This is a genomic window from Exiguobacterium sp. s127, from assembly GCF_018618695.1.
GTDB classification, from domain to species: Bacteria; Bacillota; Bacilli; order Exiguobacteriales; family Exiguobacteriaceae; genus Exiguobacterium_A; species Exiguobacterium_A oxidotolerans.
This window is the reverse complement of sequence record NZ_JACSMO010000005.1, coordinates 96,783-113,439: the sequence shown is the minus strand read 5'-3', so window position 1 is coordinate 113,439 and position 16,657 is coordinate 96,783. Positions and strand designations below refer to the sequence as shown.

The window sequence follows — 16,657 nt, the reverse complement described above, 5'->3', positions numbered from 1 at the left end:
AGAAAAACGGGTTTCCCCGTTCCTCTTCCTGCTCTGTAATTGATTATTTCAGTAAGACGTCTTCCAGCTCTTTTAACCCTTTTTCACGTTCAATCGGGTCCCAGAAGCCCCATGTCGTTGATAGCTGATGAACTTGATCTTTTTTTACTGCCGTTAATCCTTTCCAGACCTTTCCGTTTGTTACTTCATCGTAGTAAGGACCGCTGCTGAAGTAGGACAGATCGATGATATGGTCCGGATTGTATTTCGCCAACCCTTCGATGGAAATGTTCTCCCCGAAATCTTTTGGTAAACCTTTCGTCGGTGTTAATCCGATATCGTCAAACAACAATGAGTTTGTCGCATGATTTGTCAGACCGTAAACACGAATATCTTTTTTATTGACCGATACGGCCATAAACGTTTCGTCTTTGACACTGTCCTTGATGCGTTGTCCGATACTCTTCGCTTCTTCCGACAAGTCATCGATGACTGCCTGCCCTTCCGCTTTTTTGTTGACAGCTTCCGCAACTTTCAAATGATCTTCTTTCCAGTCCCCGCCGACTTCGACTGCGACAGTCGGAATCGTTTTTGCCAGTTTATCGTAAAGTGGTTTGTAACGGTCGCTGATGATCAGTAAGTCCGGATTGAGCTTAACGATTTCTTCCGGATTAATTTCGTCGGCATATGGTAAGGCTTTCGTTCCTTGCAGTTCTTCCGTCAAGTGGGGCGGAAACTCATTGTCATACGCCATGACCGCATACGGTTTAACGCCGACTGAAACAAGTGAGCCTTCCCATGAGACGTGCGATAAGACGACGACCTTCTTCGGATTATCCGGAACTTCTGTTTTCCCGAAAATATGTTCGACCGTATGGACGGCTGTTGTCTGCTTAGCCGGCTGTTCGCTTACTTCCCCTCCACATGCAGCTAAAACTGCACATGTCGCAAGGACTGATGTTACCCCTATGATTTTTTTCATTATTTTCTTTTCTCCTCTCAAACTCGTTCTTCATTAGTAATGATAATCATTATCACTTAAAAACGACATGGACGAACCCGTCAACTTTCATGGACAAATCAATCGTTTGTCCTGTTCGATGTAAATCAGGAATTGGCGTAACATATGAATCCGTCCGAGCGGTCCCCATGGATCCCAGTCAACACTGTCCGGACAAAAGACGCGATGCGTGCTGACTGCTTTGAGCGTTTGCCAGGCGGCATCATGTTGAATCCGTTCGATATCCGTCTGTTGGCTCCATAAAATCAATAGATTGTCCGGTTCAATTATTTTCAGTTCTGATAATGTGACAGATTGGTAAACCGTCTTCGGTAAACCGGTCGCACTTGTCATCCCTACATCGTGAAACAAAAAATCAAGCATCGTATGCTGACCCGTTCCATAAAGCCGCACCTCGTCCGGGCGAACCCAAACTACCGCCCACGTCCCCGTCCGGTGCCACGCTATCCGTTCCCGAACGGTTTGTTCCAACCGGTCGACCTCTTCCATAATCGGTTCCAGGCGCTCTTCCCGATCTGTTGCGATTGCCAGCAGACGCAGATACTCGCTCCAACACGTCTGGCGGGGCAATTCGAGGACGTGTTCTGGCGGCGACCAGCTGACATCATGCTGTTTATCGAGATCTGGTGTCTTGATGATCAAATCCAGTTGCATCGATTCAAACACTTCCCGCGGTGCGGGGCGATTGGCGTCATAAAACTGGGTACCTTCCAAATCGGTTAAAAATACAGGTAGGCCACTCGCACCGTATTCCGTCGGATAACTTGGTGCAAGAATCGGTTGCAGACCAAGCGCCAGCAAGTGGTCCTGCAATAAAAGACGGCTGGCGATACCGATGCGGGGTGAAGCACGCTTCAAAAAATGGGTGGGAGACGAACCTGTCCGCTTTTTGAATAAACGGCTAAAATAAAATTCATCTTGCAAACCAACCTTTTGAGCGATTTGTGCCAACGTCATGTCCGGCGACGTCAGCATCCACTCTTTCGCCGTTCGAATGCGGAGTTGATTTAAGTACGCTTTAGGTGTTTCGGCATATCGCTCCTTAAACAGCCGATTAAATGTCGGTACAGACATCCCGAGCTCCACTGCCAGTTCGTTGACGGGACGGTTATCGCCTAGTTGTTCTAGCCATTCTTTCGTCACTTGTTCGAATACATGTTTTTCCTGTTCGTGGCTTAATGTCTCAAGCAACTCATAAACGAGACGCTGTTGGCGTAGCATCCCCTTGACGGTCGTCGGACTCGTACTCATTCTTCGCAACTGTGCGTGAAGTTGTTCTGGATCCTGCCGGTAAAGTGGGCAACGGTCTCCAGTTACGGCAAGATGATAAACAAGACTGCTCTCTTTCGTAGCTGCCAGTACCTCCTGCGTTTGATCGACCCAGGCGCTTTCACCCGGTTGTAGCCGTTGGCGGCCGTCATATAAAAACACCTTGCCGACAACAACAATGATGATGCCCGAATTGACCGGTTGCCGGTCCCCTTCCAGCAACCAGTATTTTTGGATGATTAATGGCTTTAAATTCACTTCCATAGTGTTTGCTCCCTAAAAAAACATTTGACAAAAATTTGCTATTCGATGTAAGTTTAATCGCGTTGATAATGAATATAATTCTCATTTAAAAAGGAGAGACGATTATGGATGCATCTGCACGCCCTCACCCTACAGCTATCGTTCTTTTGATTACGCTTTTTCTGTTTTTCTTATGTAGCGGATTATCACTCTTTTACGGAGCTTTTCCGGTTTCTTCGGATACAGTCCTCGCATCGTTCCATTCGTTTGATGCCAATAACCTGCAGCACCAATTGATTCAAGAAGTCCGCCTGCCGCGTTTAATCTGCGCAGGACTTGTCGGAATTGCCCTGGCTTTGTCAGGAACGATGATGCAGGGATTGACCCGTAACGCATTGGCCGACCCGTCCCTGCTCGGCATTACCCACGGGGCTGGTCTTGGGGTCGCGATTTCCCTGGCTTTTGTTTCTGCCCATTCCTTCTTCAGTTCGCTGATGTTCTCTTTTGGCGGTGCAGCCCTTGGTACAGGGCTCATCGTTCTAATTACGGTTTTTGCACGTGGCCGTTTTTCACCTGTCACGTTGACCGTCGCCGGAGCCGCACTCAGTGCATTGTTCGGTGCGCTTTCAACAGGCATCACTTTGTTCCATCAAGTTGCCCAAGATTTAAGTTTCTGGTATGCTGGCGGGTTATCCGGCTCTAAGTGGGAACATGTCCATGTTCTTCTTCCCATCGTCTTAATCGGTACGGCGATTTCCTTACATATCGCGAGAAGCATGACCGTTCTCTCGCTTGGAGAAGAGGTCGCGGCAGGTCTTGGATCGTCGTTAACGAAAGTCCGGGTTCTCGGATTTTGCAGTATCGTCCTGCTTGCCGGGAGTGCCGTATCCATCGCTGGTGTCATAGGTTTCGTCGGTCTTGTCATTCCACATATCAGTCGTTTTCTTGTCGGAACGAATTATTATCTTCTCCTGCCGGTCAGTGCATTATTCGGGATGACACTTCTCATTGTCTCCGATTTACTCGCACGAATGGTCAATCCCCCGTTTGAAACACCACTTGGAGCCATTACGGCCGTAATCGGGGTTCCTTATTTTCTTTACCTTGCACGACGGAAGGAGTTGGCGATCTGATGGATATGTGGAGCGCTTTTCAAAAATCACGTTTTACGTTTCTTAGCTTATGTGTTCTTCTTATCGTTACATTTTTATACAGCCTCTCAACCGGCATTCTTCCCGTTTCGTTCAGTTCAATCAGCCGGACCATAATCGGGCAAGGAACGGATGCAGAACGGTTAGTCTTGATTGACCTGCGACTGCCCCGGATGCTGCTGGCTCTCTTGATCGGATCAGGTCTTGCTGTTTCCGGGACACTGCTTCAGGGCATGTCACGCAATGCTTTGGCCGACCCGGGTATTCTCGGGATTAATGCAGGGGCCGGGCTGTTTGTCGTCATGACCCTGTTTTATTTTCGCTCCGCTTTACATCAGCTCCCGCTTTTGCCATTCGTCGCTTTTTTCGGTGCAATACTCGTCGCCTGGACGATTTATCGGCTGGCAGGAGCGACTTCACTACAGCCTGCCCGCCTGTTGTTGGTCGGCGTCGGAATCAATGCTTTATGCGGTGCCCTTTTAATCATTTTTCAGTTGAAGATGGATCCAAGAGATTTCCAGCAAGCAACCGTCTGGCTGACCGGAAGCATCTGGCAGGCAGATTGGTCGTCCGTCTTCATGCTTACGCCCTGGATCGTCCTTTTCATCCCACTCGCATTTATGCAGAGCCGTTCGTTGAACTTATTGCAATTGAGCGGTTCACTGCCACAAACCTTAGGACTTCAGGTTGAACGTACCCGTAAACGTATTCTGTTCGTGGCTGCGGCTCTTGCTGGAGCCTGCGTGGCGGCTGGCGGAGGGATTTCATTTATCGGTCTGCTCGCCCCTCATATCGCGAGACGACTCGTCGGTCCGAACCATTACAGTCTGATTCCGGTTGCCGCGCTTGTCGGTAGTCTGCTCGTATTGTTAGCTGATTTAATCGGAAAAAATCTGTTGGCCCCGGCCGATATTCCGGTCGGGATCGTCATCGCCGTTCTCGGTGCACCGTACTTTATCGTATTGCTTTTTCGTAAATGAAGTGTGACCGATTCGTCAAGGCTTTAACGAATCGGTCACATGTTACACACTTTTCGTTTTTTGACCGAGCATCTCATAATATACTTGACTGCTATCGAGTATATAGGACGGTGCCGGCTGACCACGGCGCTCCCGATGACCTGCGAGATGGACATCGCTTGTTTCCCAGGCTTTCCAGTCCTTTTCGGATTCCCAGCGGATTAAAATCACGACTTCCTCATCGCCGCGTGTCCGCTTTTTTTTCAAAACGCTCAAATCAACAAATCCTGGCTGCTGTTCGATGATGCCTTCTCCTGCAAATCGTTCAATCATTGTCTCCGCGTAGCCGTGCTCAACACGAATGGTTTTCAGTTGGATAAACATATGTCTCACTCTCCTCAATTGATAATGAATCTCATTTTCATTATCAATATAGCATTATACTCCTTAAATTTGTCAATCCCGTACTAAAATTTATTTCATTTTTTTGAAATTCGAGTAATTCAACGCAAAAAAAAGATACACTCGCGTTCGAATGCATCTTGAACAGGTTAGTTTAGGCGGTTGGTTGCTCCGACAAGAAACGCTCAAACGCGATGTCTGGATTATCGGTCTCATAACGCGCGACGAAGGCATGATAGGAACCGCTGTAGACGATTTTTCCGTGATGGAGAAAATGCATCTTGCACGGCAGGTGGGCGACTTCATGCAGTATGTGCGTCGACAATAATACGATTTTTTGACGGTCGAGTAACGCACCGATCGCCTCGACGACGAAACGCCGTGACTCCGGGTCAAGCCCGACCGTCGGCTCGTCAAAGATGTAGAGCCTGCGATCGAGATGACAGACCGTCCGGATGACCAGCCACCGTTTTTCACCGGCTGACATCTGACCGAGCCGTAAGTCTTGCAGACGCTCTAACCGGCTTCGCTCCTGTTCGCGTAACGAGGCGACATATGTATCCCATAACGTACGGAACGGCTCCGTCCGGTCACTTTTCAAAATCAACCGGACCAAATCTTTTCCTTTCAGCATCGGCGGAAGCGGTGCCTGCTGCAATTGATAAAGAATCTCCGCCCGTTCAAACGGTGGTTGAAATCCGTCAGCCGGGAGCGCCCCGGCGACGACGTCAAACAACGTCGATTTACCTGAACCGTTTAAACCAATCACGACGTTCAACCGTTCCGGATCGAGCTCAAGATCCGCTTTATCTAAAATCATCCGTTTTTCATCATAACTGTAATCAATCTTCCCGAGTTGCATCCGTCCGTCCCCTTCCGTTAACGATTTGTTTTTGACGTGATCGACAACCGCTGATAGGCAACGTAGCCGACTACTAAATAAACCATGATACCTGTCAGAATCGACAAGCCCATCATCCCGTCACTGACACTGCCTGTCAGGAAGCGGGCTTCATTCAAGATTAAATTCGCCGGATTCAGGAATGAAAAATACGCAAGCAATCGATTATCCGTCAGTTCAAATACATCGATGAAAATGAAGACGGCAAAAATTAAAATCGTCCCGAGCGGTGTCATCGTCTCCGGCTTCAATGGGAGTGCTGCAATCAGCAGGCTACAGGCAAAGACCGGTAACGGGATGATGAGCGCAAGCAATCCGGTCATCAGCATAGTCTTCAGCAACGGTTGATGAAACAAAACCGCCATCATCAGGCTGGCAGCGAACATGTTCAACGTGAGGAAAAACCATTGCGACATGAGACGCCCGAAGATGACCGGGAATTTTTGCCCGGACAAAAACGTATACATCTTCAAAAAGCCGCTCTCCCGTTGGTTGAGTAATGATATGCCAATTCCATTGATTGCAGTCAACACAATCATGATTGCAAAGAATTGGATCATCGCCGACTGAAAGACCGTCCACGTCGGGGAATCCTTGAACCAGTCGAAGTGATTGAGGAGAATGATGACGAGGGGTACGGCGAGCGTATAGAGGTAAGCAAACTTATTGAAGAACATTTCTTTGTTGTAAAGCAAAAAGAATTCATAACTTTTCCGCACACGGTTCCCTCCTAGTGTGTAATCCAATAAAATCCATAATCAATTTGACTCTTACATTATCTTACTATACGCTAACAAAAGAAGAAATGTTTCAAAAAAATGGTTTCTTCGAACGTTCTCCCACAGTCCAAAAGAAAGGATGTGATCGGAATGAAACGATTGATCGTGAGTGCCGCCTTGGCCAGCTTACTCGCCGGGTGCTCCGAGGAACCGCAAGCACAAAAAACCAAGCCGACGGGTATTACCTTCACGCAAGATGATAAAACAATTAAGATCATCCCACTGTATGATGCCTATCAGTCATATGTCGATGCAGCACTGAAAGTTCCGACTGAAAATGGAGCGCTGTTCGAAAAATACGTTTTAAAAGAAAACGATCGTATCCGTGAGCAGGAGCAGGTTTCGGAACAGCTTGGCGTCTATAATCCGCTCGACCGACCGATGAACAATCTCAAACACTTAAAAGAAAATGTCACCTACTTACAGCAGCATCAAACCGAGATACAGCAACAAATTAAACAATCGTTACAACAAGCATTGAAACAGTTACCCCGCCAAAACGATTTAGTCATACTAGTCGCTCCAATTAATTCAGATAATCCCGTGAATAACAAACGGATGGGTGGTGTGACAGGAATTGCACTCGCCAAAAACCTGTTAGTGCTTTACATCGATCGTGATGTCGATCAATCGATGCTTGCCTATACAGTTGCCCATGAATACCATCACACCGTTTTACTCGAAAAGCTTGGAATTTCATCGATTGCCGATAATATCATTTCGGAAGGAAAAGCGGACTTATTTGCGAAAGGTCTTTATCCAGATGTCAATCCACCTTGGACAGAACCGCTGCTCGACCATTCCTTTAAGCATGTTCTGCATGAAATAAATTCGTATCACGCCAAATTCTCAGACTTACAGAACGGCAATTCTGATTTGCAGATCCCCGGTTGGTCGAATTATGCAATCGGAAATACGATTATGACCGACTTCATTCAGAGAAATCCCGACACTTCCGTTGAAAAATGGACGCATCTACCGACAGGCGATATTTTAGAGCAAAGCGGTTATGCAAAACAATTGACGGCACAATGAAGCGGTTTTGAGTTGATCAGGGAGACCGTCCACTTTGCTTTAATCAACAATCGTTTAAAAAAATCACCCGCTTTACACGACGCCGAGCAGACGTGTGAAGCGGGTGATTTTTTAAACTGAGTTCTAGCGATTGTCGACAAGTCACTTTTGTTTGAGTATCAGTTGAAAGCCGGTATCGCCGTTTCATCATAATTTTCTTCTAAGAACTTTTTGACTTCCGGACTCGTCATCGCTTTCGCAAGCTTCTGAATCGCTTTCGCATCCTGATTGTCCTTCCGGGCAACGAGGGTAATCGCAAAGTCATTCTCGATGCCTTCCGTGACGAGTGCATCCTGTTTCGGCGTCAGACCGAGCGGTGCTGCATAAGCCGGTGTCATGACGACCGCGTCAGCATCATCATAAAGACGCGCGAGCATCAATAAGTCCACTTCCTTGAACTTGTAATCTTGTTTATTCTCAACGACGTCCTTCATCGTATAGTAAGATCCTGTCTTCTTTTTCAATTTAATCGCGTCATGCTGGGCGAGTAACGACAGCGAACGGTCGATGTTCGAGACGTCGTTCGCCATCGCGATGACGGCCCCCTTCGGTAGTTGATCGATTGATTTATATTCTTTCGAGTAGACACCGTAATTGGCAAAATAGATTGGTTCGATCGGAACGAGGTTCGCATCGTTATTCCGATTGAATTCCTCCATATACGGAACGTGTTGGAAGAAGTTTGCATCGACCTCTTTCGCTGCCAGCGCACTGTTTGGCTGAACGTTATCGCTCAGAACGACGACTTCCAGGTTAATCCCTTCTTCTTTTAACTGTGGTTTCACGAGATCAAGAATTTCCGTCATCGGTTTAATCAGTGACGCGACCTTCAAGGTTTTTGTCTCTTCCGTAGAACCGGTATCGCTGTCATCACTATTTCCGCAACCTGCTAAGGCCAGGACAACTATTGTCAACATCATCATCAGTTTTTTCATTTCATTTCCTACTTTCTTTTAACGTTTGTCAATCAATCGCGCTACTGTCGTACCTATGAATTGAATCAATTGGACGAGGATGACCATAATCAGGATCATGTACATCATCAACTCAGTCTGGAATTGCTGATACCCGTACCGTACGGCAAAATCTCCGATGCCCCCTCCACCGACCACTCCCATGATCGTCGAGTAGGAGATAAAACTGACGATCGATGTCGTCAGACCGAGAACGAGTCCGGACCGGGCCTCAACGAATAAAAATTTCACGACAACTTCTCGTGTCGACGCGCCCATTGAGATCGCTGCTTCGATGACGCCTTTTGGTACATCAAGTAACGATTGTTCGACGAGCCGGGAATAATGGGCGATCGCGATAATCGCAAGTGGAACGGTCGCTGCTGCCGTCCCGATGGCTGTACCGATAATCAACCGTGTAAACGGAATCAAAAAGACGACAAGTAACAAAAACGGAAAGGAGCGGACCGTGTTGACTAGCAGATTCAAACCGGAGAACAGGAAGCGATTTTCGAGTAACTGATTTTTCCGCGATACAAACAGCAACGTTCCGACCGGCAGTCCGATCAGCACTGCAGCAAAAATCGAGACCCCTACCATCACGAACGTTTGTCCGATGGCAAGTCTGATTTCCCCTGCGTACTCGATTAATATGTCAGGCATCCGCGTTCCCCCGTTCGGTCAACTGCGTTAAGAACCAACCCGCATCACTCGTGATTTCGGCAACACCTGCAGGTTCAGTCGCGACCGTATCGCGAATCTGACCGTTCTCCATAATCGTGACGCGATTGCAAATACTCTGAATCACGTTCATTTCGTGGCTGACGAGCACGATGGTGACACCAAGCGTCCGATTAATGTTTTGAAGAACCCGTAAGATCTCCGACGTCGTACTTGGATCGAGGGAGGACGTTGGTTCGTCACATAAAAGTACACGTGGCCGATTGGCAAGCGCACGGGCAATTGCAACACGTTGCATCTGACCGCCGCTCAATTCGGCTGGGTACTTGTCAGAAAAGGATTCCAATCCGACGAACCGGAGGCAGTCCTGAACCCGCGCGGAACGCTCCTGCTTCTGCACGCGCGCGAGTTCGAGGGATACCAAAATATTCTGTTCGACCGTCTTATTCGCGACCAGATTAAAGTTTTGAAAAATCATCCCGATGTCTTGGCGAACACCCCGCAATTTATGGTGCGGTAAAGCAAGCAAATTGATGCCATCAAACTCAATGTCGCCTTCATCCGGTCGTTCGAGCAGGTTCATCAGCCGAAGCAGTGTCGATTTACCTGCTCCGCTCGCACCGATGATGCCATGAATCTCACCCTGTTCAATCATTAAGGATACTGATTGAATGACGGGTTGTTTGGAAAATGCTTTACTGACCGTATGTAATGTAATCATGTGCCCTCCCCCTTTTACCATTTTCCATTCTATCGTAAGCTCCCATTCCTTGTCATGCTGAATGCTTTTTTTCTTTCCCGCGTTATCTCACTAATTAAATAAACCATTTAGTCAAATAAACACATACATCTCATGTTCACCGTTGAGGACACCTGTATTTTTTGAAGTCATGAGAGAATATGCCCACTTCTTAACGATCAGACAAAGCACTAATGATATTTTTTTGAAAATCGATGTCGGCATTATAGTACAATAGACATAATTGGTTTAAAAGGAGTCCGCGACATATGAAAACAATCATCTATGATGTTCTTCACAATATCACTTTTTTAATGAGTGGTTTTTACTTACTCGGAAAATTATCTTCTCAACCGATTACACAGGATTCTAAACAGTCACTGCGTATTTTATATGGTCTATGTTTGAGTGTCCTCGCGATTGTGTTGATGCAGATGACGATTGAACCGGCCCCTGGAATTTTAGTCGACTTACGGCATATCCCGGTCATTGTCGCCGCCTATTTCGCTGGCCCATTGCCGACGTTCATCGTGACTGTCGCCATCATCGTTTACCGCTTTACCATCAGTACGAATTTTGCAGCTTATGCGGCATGTTTTTTCATCATCAGTCTCGCTGTCGGTATCTCCCTGATTGTCAAACTGATGCCTTTGTATTCAAAAAAGACCTTCATGACGGTGACGCTTTATGCGACACTTCTGCACGCTGTCATTTTAGGCATCGTCTTACGCGATACCGGTCAAATCGTCGAAATCCTGTCAGTCATCACCCCTGCGTCTTTCGTCAGTAGCTGGTTGACTTTACTCATCATCCAAGACATCCGGATGACGAAGCTTGCGTTACGGACGTTCCAACATAAAGCGCAAATCGACTTTTTGACGGGTCTTCACAATTCGCGTGCTTTTTCAGATTACTTAACGGACATTAAACGGCAAAGTATCTTCAATGAGCAGCAGGTCGCCCTCGTCATGATTGACATCGATCACTTTAAGTCGGTCAATGATACGTACGGGCATGAGGCTGGTGACGACGTGTTACGTCAATTCTCAAAACGGTTACGTGACGGAGTCGGAGACACTGGCTACCTGTCACGTAACGGCGGTGAAGAATTTTCACTCATCATCACAAATCTTGCGTTAACGCGCGTCTTGACCCTCGCTGAAGAATTGCGTGAGCGCATTGAAACTGCTCCTTTCACGACACAGACCGGTCAAACCCTCCATGTGACGGCATCCTTTGGTGTCGCAAGCTTTGAAGAGACGACTGCAAATATTGATCATTTAGTCCGCCATGCCGATCAAGCACTGTATGCTTCTAAACAATCCGGTCGAAACCAAGTCACGCTCCATTCCGTAAAAGAAGAGATCGCGACGACGACGTGATTCAATTAAGGATGGACGTAATCAAAAAAATCAGCTACGTTTGATAGTAAGGCAGGTGAAGAATATGAAGTTAACAAAAGGACCGTACATTTTCATTGGTCTTCTCCTCGGTTTATTGTTTGGATTTATCGGAGATAATTTTTATCTGTATGTATCCGCCGGGATTTTAGTAGGTGCCTTACTTGAGCTCTATGTCGCGATTCAGCAAAAAAAAGACCGCAACAACAAGAAACGTTCTTAAGGGGGAAATGGTATGGCATTCAGTGACTTGTTTTTATCAACACTCGCCTATATCGGTGTAGCGACGCTCTTGCTCGCAATCGGTGTTGTCCTGTTTGAAGTGACGACGAAATCAAAGGAAATGGAATTGATTCGTCAAGGTAAAAAAGCAGCCGTCTATGCGTTCGGCGGACGGATCCTCGGACTTGCGATCGTGCTTTATTCAAGTATCGCAAACTCTGTCAGCATCCTCGACATGGTTTTGTGGGGGGCTCTCGCGATTGTTTTCCAAATCGTCCTGTTTTATCTTGCCGATCTGCTCATTCCGCGTCTCAGCATGACGAAGGAAATCGATGCCAACAACGAAGCCGTTGGTTTATTGTTATTGTTCCTCTCGTTATCAATCGGCTTAATCATCGCCGGGTCTCTTACATACTAAAAAAAATGACAGAAATCCGGGAAGCGGACTTCTGTCATTTTTTTATTTATCTAATTCATCGAGTTCTTGTTGCGAACGCGGGAATCCGTTCGCTTGCCACTCTGACCGGTACATCGAATCAAGCTTCGTCAATCCTACTTCATCCTCGTCTTTATCCGCATCTTGACTCTCATCTTGATCGAGGTGGTCCAAATACTCCTTCAAATGACTCGGCGGGCGGCGTGATTTCATTTTTTTCATGACAAGTCCTGTACCTGCCAATACACCGGCTCCAAATAAAAATCGCTTCCGTAGCTTCATGACTGTTCCTCCTTAAAAAAAACGAGTAATGATGCACTACTTATCTATCCCGACTACGTTGAGTCAAGTTCAAACGATTCCGCCACCGCTCCGCAGCGTTGGGTGGGCAAGCAGTTTGATATTTCCGTGTTCTAGAGTCAACACATGATCCGGTTGCCGCTCAAAATAACCGGTTTCGATGACACCGCTCCATGACTTCAATTCCCGTACGAAATGGGCAACGTCCGGGACACGATCCAGGGCGACATCCAAAATCAAATGGCCACCATCCGTCATGAATGCTTCTCCCGCCGTTTCGCGGTGTGTATAGGAAATTCCTTTGTCCGCAAGAAGTCGTTCGACGTGTGTCTGTCCGAACGGTTCGACTTCGACCGGTAAAGGTCCCGTCAACTGGCGGACGAACTTCGAGCTGTCTGCGAGATACAACACTTCGCGTGCTTGCAGCGCGACGAGCTTTTCCCGGAACAATGCGCCGCCGCCACCTTTAATGACTTGGAACTGTTCATCAATCTGGTCAATCCCGTCGATGACGAGATCAAGCTGTTCGACATCACGTAACTGACGCATCGGTATTCCGAGCCGCTTGCCCTGTTCTTCCGTCTCAATCGACGTCGCGATCGCTTCGATTTTTAATCCTTCGTCCACTGCTTTTCCTACAGCATCAATAAAATAGCGTGTCGTCGAACCCGTACCGAGCCCGAGTGTCATACCGGGTTTTACATATGCGAGTGCAGCTTGCGCAATCAATGCTTTATCCTGTTCTTGCATCGTTCACCCTCCATTCTCTAATTCCAGTTCACTGATAGTTTTCCCGAATCCTGCGTCTTTTAATCAAAAAACCGGGTGCGACGTCTCCGTCGTACCCGGTTCATGAACGTTAAATGACGAAGAAATAGACGCAACAGAAGTGCGCGAGACTTCCAAGTAAGACAAAGACGTGGAAAATTTCGTGGAAACCAAGGTGCTTGAACGATAATGCGCTTGGTTTCAATCCGTAAATGACTCCACCGACAGTATAAAAGATTCCGCCGAGGAACAGTAAGCCGATTCCGACTGGCGACAGAACTGCGGCAAGCGGCGTGATCGCGAAGACCATGATCCAGCCCATTCCGATATAAAGCGTCGTCGATAACCAACGCGGACTGTTGAACCAGACTAACTTAAATGTGATTCCGAAGACGGCAATCAACATGACGATCGAGAACAATACCCAACCGGTCGGTCCGTTCAAACTGATGAGACAAAACGGTGCGTAGGATCCGGCAATCAATAAATAAATCATCGAGTGATCAAGGCGACGCCAAATCGCGATCGCCCGGTCACTTGCAAGTACCATATGATAAGTTGCCGAGACGGAATACAGGGCGATCATACTGACTCCGAAAATGATGGCTGCGATAATGGCGATGGTCGCGCCCCGTTCAAGTGAGGCCTTGATGACTAGAGCAAGAAGTCCGACAAAGGCAAAGACGGCTCCCCCGAGATGAGTCAATCCATTAATCGGTTCGCGCATATACGTTTTCATAAGTTACCCTCCAAAAGTTATGTAGTTTTCAATACTACATGGCGTTATATAGATATCTTATCATATAGTAGAGAAATAGAAAGCATTACCTGTAAATTTCATGGAGGTTTTTTTAATGACACACGATGACGACAAATCGCGACCGCTCGATCGCCAACTCCAGTTAGACGATATTCCGAACATCGACTTATATATGGATCAAGTCATTCAATTGTTCGAACGGACATTTGAAGCAACGACGCGGACAGAAGGCGAAACGATTTTGACGAAGACGATGATTAACAATTACGCGAAAAAGAAACTCTTTTTCCCCGTCACGAATAAAAAGTATACGAAGAATCATCTCATTTTGATCAGCTTGATTTATCAACTGAAAGGAACCGTCTCAATCAATGACATCAAAACAACATTGACTGAATTGAATCAAGGTGTCGCAAACGAGACGCTCAATCTAGAAGCCTTTTATGCAAGCTACCTGGAAAACACGGTACAAAATCTCGAGACATTCGAAGCTGAGCAAGCGTCGGCTGATGAAAACGAACCAATCGATCAGCTGCAACAGATCCTTTCACTTGCACATATGAGCAATCTCTATCGACGTGCCGCCGAACGGATGATTGATCAACTCGACGGTTAACTTCTACCGGGTGCTCATGGTAAAATAGGGAAAATGAAGTTGGGGGTGGGCTGTGATGGAGGAAAGCACACGCTTTTTGCATCAGCTCGAAGACGTAGGACAGTATTTTGTTAGCTACCAAGACAATATCTTGATCGAACTCGCTTTTGATCAAACGATTGGTCATTATACGACAGAATTTTCGACGCTCGAACAGACTGCTGATTACATCGAACTTCACTTACATTCGCACCAGACCCAGGCACTGCTCCTCGCGTCGAAAATCCACGCCTTTGATGCGTCTCCGTTTGAGCGCATCACGGAAATGATGTCGATTCAAAGTTTTTTTGCGACGCATCGCATGACGCATCCTGCAAATGCCTTCTCGACCGCTCTGCTGATCAGCCGGCTTAATCCATCAGACGCTCACTTACATCGGACGTTATCCCTTTACCGACTCGCCAAACAACAACACCGTTTTATCGTCTCCCCTTTACTCGGCTCATTCTTCTTTTTCCAATGTTACAAGCGCGGTGAGGTCGAGCATCTTCTTGCACGAGTGGAAGATGCTTACGATCTGTTGAAGAAACGGTTTGGTCGCGCCCAACAGACCTATATCGTCGCTCTCCTATTTTCACTTTTACCTGAAGACGATTTCGAGGCGTATGTCGACCAATTACGGGCGTCGCGCGCACGTTATCGTAAATCTCACATCCCACTTGCATTCCACGGTCTGCTCGCCTTACTCGGTGATCCTGCCGAACATGCTTCAAAACTCGATCAAATCGTCGAGCAACTCCGCTCGGATGTCCACTTCAAGCATCGAAAGGACTTACTTTTTTTAACGGCTGTCCGGCTCTATCTCGCAAATCATCCGACACTGCAACAACTATTTGCTCAACTCGCTCCGACGATCGACGACATTGCGACGGAAACAGTTCCCTTTTTACTGTTTCCAATCGATATTACTGACACGTCGCATGCGACAGATGGCGGAATGGTCGACGGCCGATTTGACGGCGATGCGGGGAGTAGCAGTAGCGATGCTTGACGATGATCCTACAGGAGGTTTCCCATGAAAAAAGTTGCGTACGATACGTATTATTTAGATGAAAATTATTTCGGACAGCCTTATCCGGGACTCGTCTCTTTTTTCAGTGAATATCAACCGAAGGGACACGTGCTTGATTTAGGATGTGGTCAAGGACGGGACGCCTTGTTACTCGGACAGTTGGGTTATACCGTGACGGGTGTCGATCATTCCGTCGTCGGTATCACCCAGCTCAACCAACACGCTTCAGTAAAGGACTATGCTGTCGAAGGCATTGTCGGCAACGCTTATGCCTTTCCGATTTCCGAACAGATCGATGTCGTGTTGTTAGACTCGATGCTGCATTTCCATAAAATTGATTTAAAGAACGAAACAACGTTCGTAAACAACATCTTGAACCAGTTGCGCGAAGGCGCAGTCTTCGTCAATTGCATGTTGCAAGGGACAAACCGCGAACAGGTATTAAAAAATATTCTTTCTGATTCTCCTTATGAATGGGAAACGCTCGCTGACACATATACCGAATATGCAGAAGCAAATGCAACATTCCATCTGCTCGCCGTAAAAAAGCGAGGTCCCGTTCCGCCCGATTGAACGGAAAGAAGTCTTTGCCAGACTACCTCTTTATTTGCATTCAAAAAGGCATCGACTCATCTGAAAGAGTGGATGCCTTTTAGGTGCGTGGAACGAATACGGTTCGCTCACTTAGTTATCTTGATTCGTTTCCTCGTTCGCTTCGACGTCAGAGTCATCGTCTGCTTCATGCGAAAGATCCGGTTGTTCGGACGCATCGTCTGATTTCTCAGCATCCGCTTTTTGGTTTTTTGCTTGATCGTGCTTATCGCGAGTATCCGGTGCCGCGTCTTTATCACGTCCCGCAATTTCATCGTTCGTCATCTGATTACCTGATGTAATCGGATCTGTTTCTTTATCGTGTTGTTCATTCATGAGAAATCCCCCTTAACTGAATTAAG

General features: G+C 47.0%; 21 protein-coding genes. 9 read left to right on the top strand and 12 right to left on the bottom strand.

Annotated elements, in window-relative coordinates:
- Window positions 1-43 precede the first annotated feature (43 nt).
- Both KNP98_RS08500 and KNP98_RS08495 read right to left on the bottom strand, forming a co-directional pair.
- Window positions 44-961 carry an ABC transporter substrate-binding protein gene (locus tag KNP98_RS08500; RefSeq protein ID WP_214811113.1) on the bottom strand — a complete coding sequence of 306 codons (918 nt, stop codon included), beginning with the start codon at window positions 959-961 and terminating at the stop codon, window positions 44-46.
- Between the two features lie 87 nt (window positions 962-1,048).
- Window positions 1,049-2,533: a helix-turn-helix domain-containing protein gene (locus KNP98_RS08495; protein ID WP_214811112.1), complete on the bottom strand. Its 1,485-nt coding sequence runs from the start codon at window positions 2,531-2,533 to the stop codon at window positions 1,049-1,051.
- Between the two features lie 104 nt (window positions 2,534-2,637).
- Between KNP98_RS08495 and KNP98_RS08490 the strand changes: the two genes are divergently transcribed.
- Entirely contained in the window at window positions 2,638-3,645 is a 1,008-nt protein-coding gene (locus KNP98_RS08490) for a FecCD family ABC transporter permease (protein ID WP_214811111.1), read from the top strand.
- A complete protein-coding gene (locus KNP98_RS08485) occupies window positions 3,645-4,643 on the top strand; it encodes a FecCD family ABC transporter permease (protein ID WP_088836816.1) in 999 nt (332 codons plus the stop codon). Before KNP98_RS08490 ends, KNP98_RS08485 begins: the two co-directional genes overlap by 1 nt.
- A gap of 42 nt (window positions 4,644-4,685) precedes the next feature.
- Here KNP98_RS08485 and KNP98_RS08480 read toward each other — a convergent pair whose 3' ends face one another.
- The 3 genes from KNP98_RS08480 to KNP98_RS08470 form a co-directional block, all read right to left on the bottom strand.
- Entirely contained in the window at window positions 4,686-5,006 is a 321-nt protein-coding gene (locus tag KNP98_RS08480; protein ID WP_214767482.1) for an antibiotic biosynthesis monooxygenase, read from the bottom strand.
- A gap of 172 nt (window positions 5,007-5,178) precedes the next feature.
- Window positions 5,179-5,886: an AAA family ATPase gene (locus KNP98_RS08475; RefSeq protein ID WP_214811110.1), complete on the bottom strand. Its 708-nt coding sequence runs from the start codon at window positions 5,884-5,886 to the stop codon at window positions 5,179-5,181.
- A gap of 17 nt (window positions 5,887-5,903) precedes the next feature.
- Entirely contained in the window at window positions 5,904-6,644 is a 741-nt protein-coding gene (locus KNP98_RS08470) for a hypothetical protein (protein ID WP_214811109.1), read from the bottom strand.
- A gap of 150 nt (window positions 6,645-6,794) precedes the next feature.
- Here KNP98_RS08470 and KNP98_RS08465 point away from each other — a divergent pair, with 150 nt between their 5' ends.
- Window positions 6,795-7,739 (top strand): DUF2268 domain-containing putative Zn-dependent protease, encoded by a 945-nt coding sequence (locus KNP98_RS08465; protein WP_214811107.1) that lies wholly within the window; start codon window positions 6,795-6,797, stop codon window positions 7,737-7,739.
- A 158-nt stretch (window positions 7,740-7,897) separates the two neighbouring features.
- Here the strand turns inward: KNP98_RS08465 and KNP98_RS08460 are convergent, their stop codons facing one another.
- From KNP98_RS08460 to KNP98_RS08450, 3 genes are read right to left on the bottom strand one after another with little or no spacing between them, the layout of a single operon-like run.
- Entirely contained in the window at window positions 7,898-8,713 is an 816-nt protein-coding gene (locus KNP98_RS08460) for a MetQ/NlpA family ABC transporter substrate-binding protein (RefSeq protein WP_214811104.1), read from the bottom strand.
- Window positions 8,714-8,731: 18 nt separating this feature from the next.
- On the bottom strand, window positions 8,732-9,394 hold the full coding sequence (locus KNP98_RS08455) for a methionine ABC transporter permease (RefSeq protein WP_214801227.1): 663 nt from the start codon (window positions 9,392-9,394) through the stop codon (window positions 8,732-8,734).
- Window positions 9,387-10,133, bottom strand: coding sequence for a methionine ABC transporter ATP-binding protein (locus KNP98_RS08450; protein ID WP_214811102.1), 747 nt, complete (start codon window positions 10,131-10,133; stop codon window positions 9,387-9,389). Before KNP98_RS08450 ends, KNP98_RS08455 begins: the two co-directional genes overlap by 8 nt.
- Window positions 10,134-10,420: 287 nt before the next feature.
- Here KNP98_RS08450 and KNP98_RS08445 point away from each other — a divergent pair, with 287 nt between their 5' ends.
- The 3 genes from KNP98_RS08445 to KNP98_RS08435 all read left to right on the top strand — a co-directional run bounded on the left by KNP98_RS08445 (window position 10,421) and on the right by KNP98_RS08435 (window position 12,191).
- Window positions 10,421-11,533 (top strand): GGDEF domain-containing protein, encoded by a 1,113-nt coding sequence (locus KNP98_RS08445; RefSeq protein WP_214767468.1) that lies wholly within the window; start codon window positions 10,421-10,423, stop codon window positions 11,531-11,533.
- A 64-nt stretch (window positions 11,534-11,597) separates the two neighbouring features.
- Window positions 11,598-11,774, top strand: coding sequence for a hypothetical protein (locus KNP98_RS08440; RefSeq protein WP_167331096.1), 177 nt, complete (start codon window positions 11,598-11,600; stop codon window positions 11,772-11,774).
- A gap of 12 nt (window positions 11,775-11,786) precedes the next feature.
- Window positions 11,787-12,191, top strand: a complete 405-nt coding sequence (locus tag KNP98_RS08435; RefSeq protein WP_029333388.1) for a DUF350 domain-containing protein — start codon at window positions 11,787-11,789, stop codon at window positions 12,189-12,191.
- A gap of 42 nt (window positions 12,192-12,233) precedes the next feature.
- Here the strand turns inward: KNP98_RS08435 and KNP98_RS08430 are convergent, their stop codons facing one another.
- From KNP98_RS08430 to trhA, 3 genes are all read right to left on the bottom strand, one after another.
- Entirely contained in the window at window positions 12,234-12,491 is a 258-nt protein-coding gene (locus KNP98_RS08430) for a hypothetical protein (RefSeq protein ID WP_159173701.1), read from the bottom strand.
- Window positions 12,492-12,560: 69 nt separating this feature from the next.
- Complete coding sequence (gene rpiA, locus KNP98_RS08425) at window positions 12,561-13,259, bottom strand: ribose-5-phosphate isomerase RpiA (protein WP_214811100.1); 699 nt, start codon at window positions 13,257-13,259, stop codon at window positions 12,561-12,563.
- A 109-nt stretch (window positions 13,260-13,368) separates the two neighbouring features.
- Window positions 13,369-14,016 (bottom strand): PAQR family membrane homeostasis protein TrhA, encoded by a 648-nt coding sequence (trhA, locus tag KNP98_RS08420; protein WP_214811098.1) that lies wholly within the window; start codon window positions 14,014-14,016, stop codon window positions 13,369-13,371.
- A 115-nt stretch (window positions 14,017-14,131) separates the two neighbouring features.
- Here trhA and KNP98_RS08415 point away from each other — a divergent pair, with 115 nt between their 5' ends.
- The 3 genes from KNP98_RS08415 to KNP98_RS08405 are packed head-to-tail and all read left to right on the top strand — an operon-like array spanning window position 14,132 to window position 16,277.
- Window positions 14,132-14,653, top strand: coding sequence for a DUF1836 domain-containing protein (locus tag KNP98_RS08415; protein WP_214811096.1), 522 nt, complete (start codon window positions 14,132-14,134; stop codon window positions 14,651-14,653).
- A gap of 55 nt (window positions 14,654-14,708) precedes the next feature.
- Window positions 14,709-15,683: a DUF4003 family protein gene (locus KNP98_RS08410; RefSeq protein ID WP_214811094.1), complete on the top strand. Its 975-nt coding sequence runs from the start codon at window positions 14,709-14,711 to the stop codon at window positions 15,681-15,683.
- Window positions 15,684-15,707: 24 nt separating this feature from the next.
- Window positions 15,708-16,277, top strand: coding sequence for a class I SAM-dependent methyltransferase (locus KNP98_RS08405; protein ID WP_214811092.1), 570 nt, complete (start codon window positions 15,708-15,710; stop codon window positions 16,275-16,277).
- 111 nt (window positions 16,278-16,388) lie between these two features.
- On the opposite strand, the gene KNP98_RS08400 is transcribed toward KNP98_RS08405, so the two are convergent.
- Window positions 16,389-16,631: a hypothetical protein gene (locus KNP98_RS08400; protein WP_214801197.1), complete on the bottom strand. Its 243-nt coding sequence runs from the start codon at window positions 16,629-16,631 to the stop codon at window positions 16,389-16,391.
- Window positions 16,632-16,657: the final 26 nt, after the last annotated feature.

What these genes read in the sequence shown, in the direction of transcription:
- KNP98_RS08435 (WP_029333388.1), top strand. Translation starts at nt 11,787, where the DNA reads ATGGCATTCAGTGACTTGTTTTTATCAACACTCGCCTATATCGGTGTA.
- KNP98_RS08460 (WP_214811104.1), bottom strand. Translation starts at nt 8,713, where the DNA reads ATGAAAAAACTGATGATGATGTTGACAATAGTTGTCCTGGCCTTAGCA.
- KNP98_RS08475 (WP_214811110.1), bottom strand. Translation starts at nt 5,886, where the DNA reads ATGCAACTCGGGAAGATTGATTACAGTTATGATGAAAAACGGATGATT.
- KNP98_RS08450 (WP_214811102.1), bottom strand. Translation starts at nt 10,133, where the DNA reads ATGATTACATTACATACGGTCAGTAAAGCATTTTCCAAACAACCCGTC.
- KNP98_RS08430 (WP_159173701.1), bottom strand. Translation starts at nt 12,491, where the DNA reads ATGAAGCTACGGAAGCGATTTTTATTTGGAGCCGGTGTATTGGCAGGT.
- rpiA (WP_214811100.1), bottom strand. Translation starts at nt 13,259, where the DNA reads ATGCAAGAACAGGATAAAGCATTGATTGCGCAAGCTGCACTCGCATAT.
- KNP98_RS08480 (WP_214767482.1), bottom strand. Translation starts at nt 5,006, where the DNA reads ATGTTTATCCAACTGAAAACCATTCGTGTTGAGCACGGCTACGCGGAG.
- trhA (WP_214811098.1), bottom strand. Translation starts at nt 14,016, where the DNA reads ATGAAAACGTATATGCGCGAACCGATTAATGGATTGACTCATCTCGGG.
- KNP98_RS08500 (WP_214811113.1), bottom strand. Translation starts at nt 961, where the DNA reads ATGAAAAAAATCATAGGGGTAACATCAGTCCTTGCGACATGTGCAGTT.
- KNP98_RS08465 (WP_214811107.1), top strand. Translation starts at nt 6,795, where the DNA reads ATGAAACGATTGATCGTGAGTGCCGCCTTGGCCAGCTTACTCGCCGGG.
- KNP98_RS08405 (WP_214811092.1), top strand. Translation starts at nt 15,708, where the DNA reads ATGAAAAAAGTTGCGTACGATACGTATTATTTAGATGAAAATTATTTC.
- KNP98_RS08400 (WP_214801197.1), bottom strand. Translation starts at nt 16,631, where the DNA reads ATGAATGAACAACACGATAAAGAAACAGATCCGATTACATCAGGTAAT.
- KNP98_RS08455 (WP_214801227.1), bottom strand. Translation starts at nt 9,394, where the DNA reads ATGCCTGACATATTAATCGAGTACGCAGGGGAAATCAGACTTGCCATC.
- KNP98_RS08495 (WP_214811112.1), bottom strand. Translation starts at nt 2,533, where the DNA reads ATGGAAGTGAATTTAAAGCCATTAATCATCCAAAAATACTGGTTGCTG.
- KNP98_RS08445 (WP_214767468.1), top strand. Translation starts at nt 10,421, where the DNA reads ATGAAAACAATCATCTATGATGTTCTTCACAATATCACTTTTTTAATG.
- KNP98_RS08485 (WP_088836816.1), top strand. Translation starts at nt 3,645, where the DNA reads ATGGATATGTGGAGCGCTTTTCAAAAATCACGTTTTACGTTTCTTAGC.
- KNP98_RS08415 (WP_214811096.1), top strand. Translation starts at nt 14,132, where the DNA reads ATGACACACGATGACGACAAATCGCGACCGCTCGATCGCCAACTCCAG.
- KNP98_RS08440 (WP_167331096.1), top strand. Translation starts at nt 11,598, where the DNA reads ATGAAGTTAACAAAAGGACCGTACATTTTCATTGGTCTTCTCCTCGGT.
- KNP98_RS08410 (WP_214811094.1), top strand. Translation starts at nt 14,709, where the DNA reads ATGGAGGAAAGCACACGCTTTTTGCATCAGCTCGAAGACGTAGGACAG.
- KNP98_RS08490 (WP_214811111.1), top strand. Translation starts at nt 2,638, where the DNA reads ATGGATGCATCTGCACGCCCTCACCCTACAGCTATCGTTCTTTTGATT.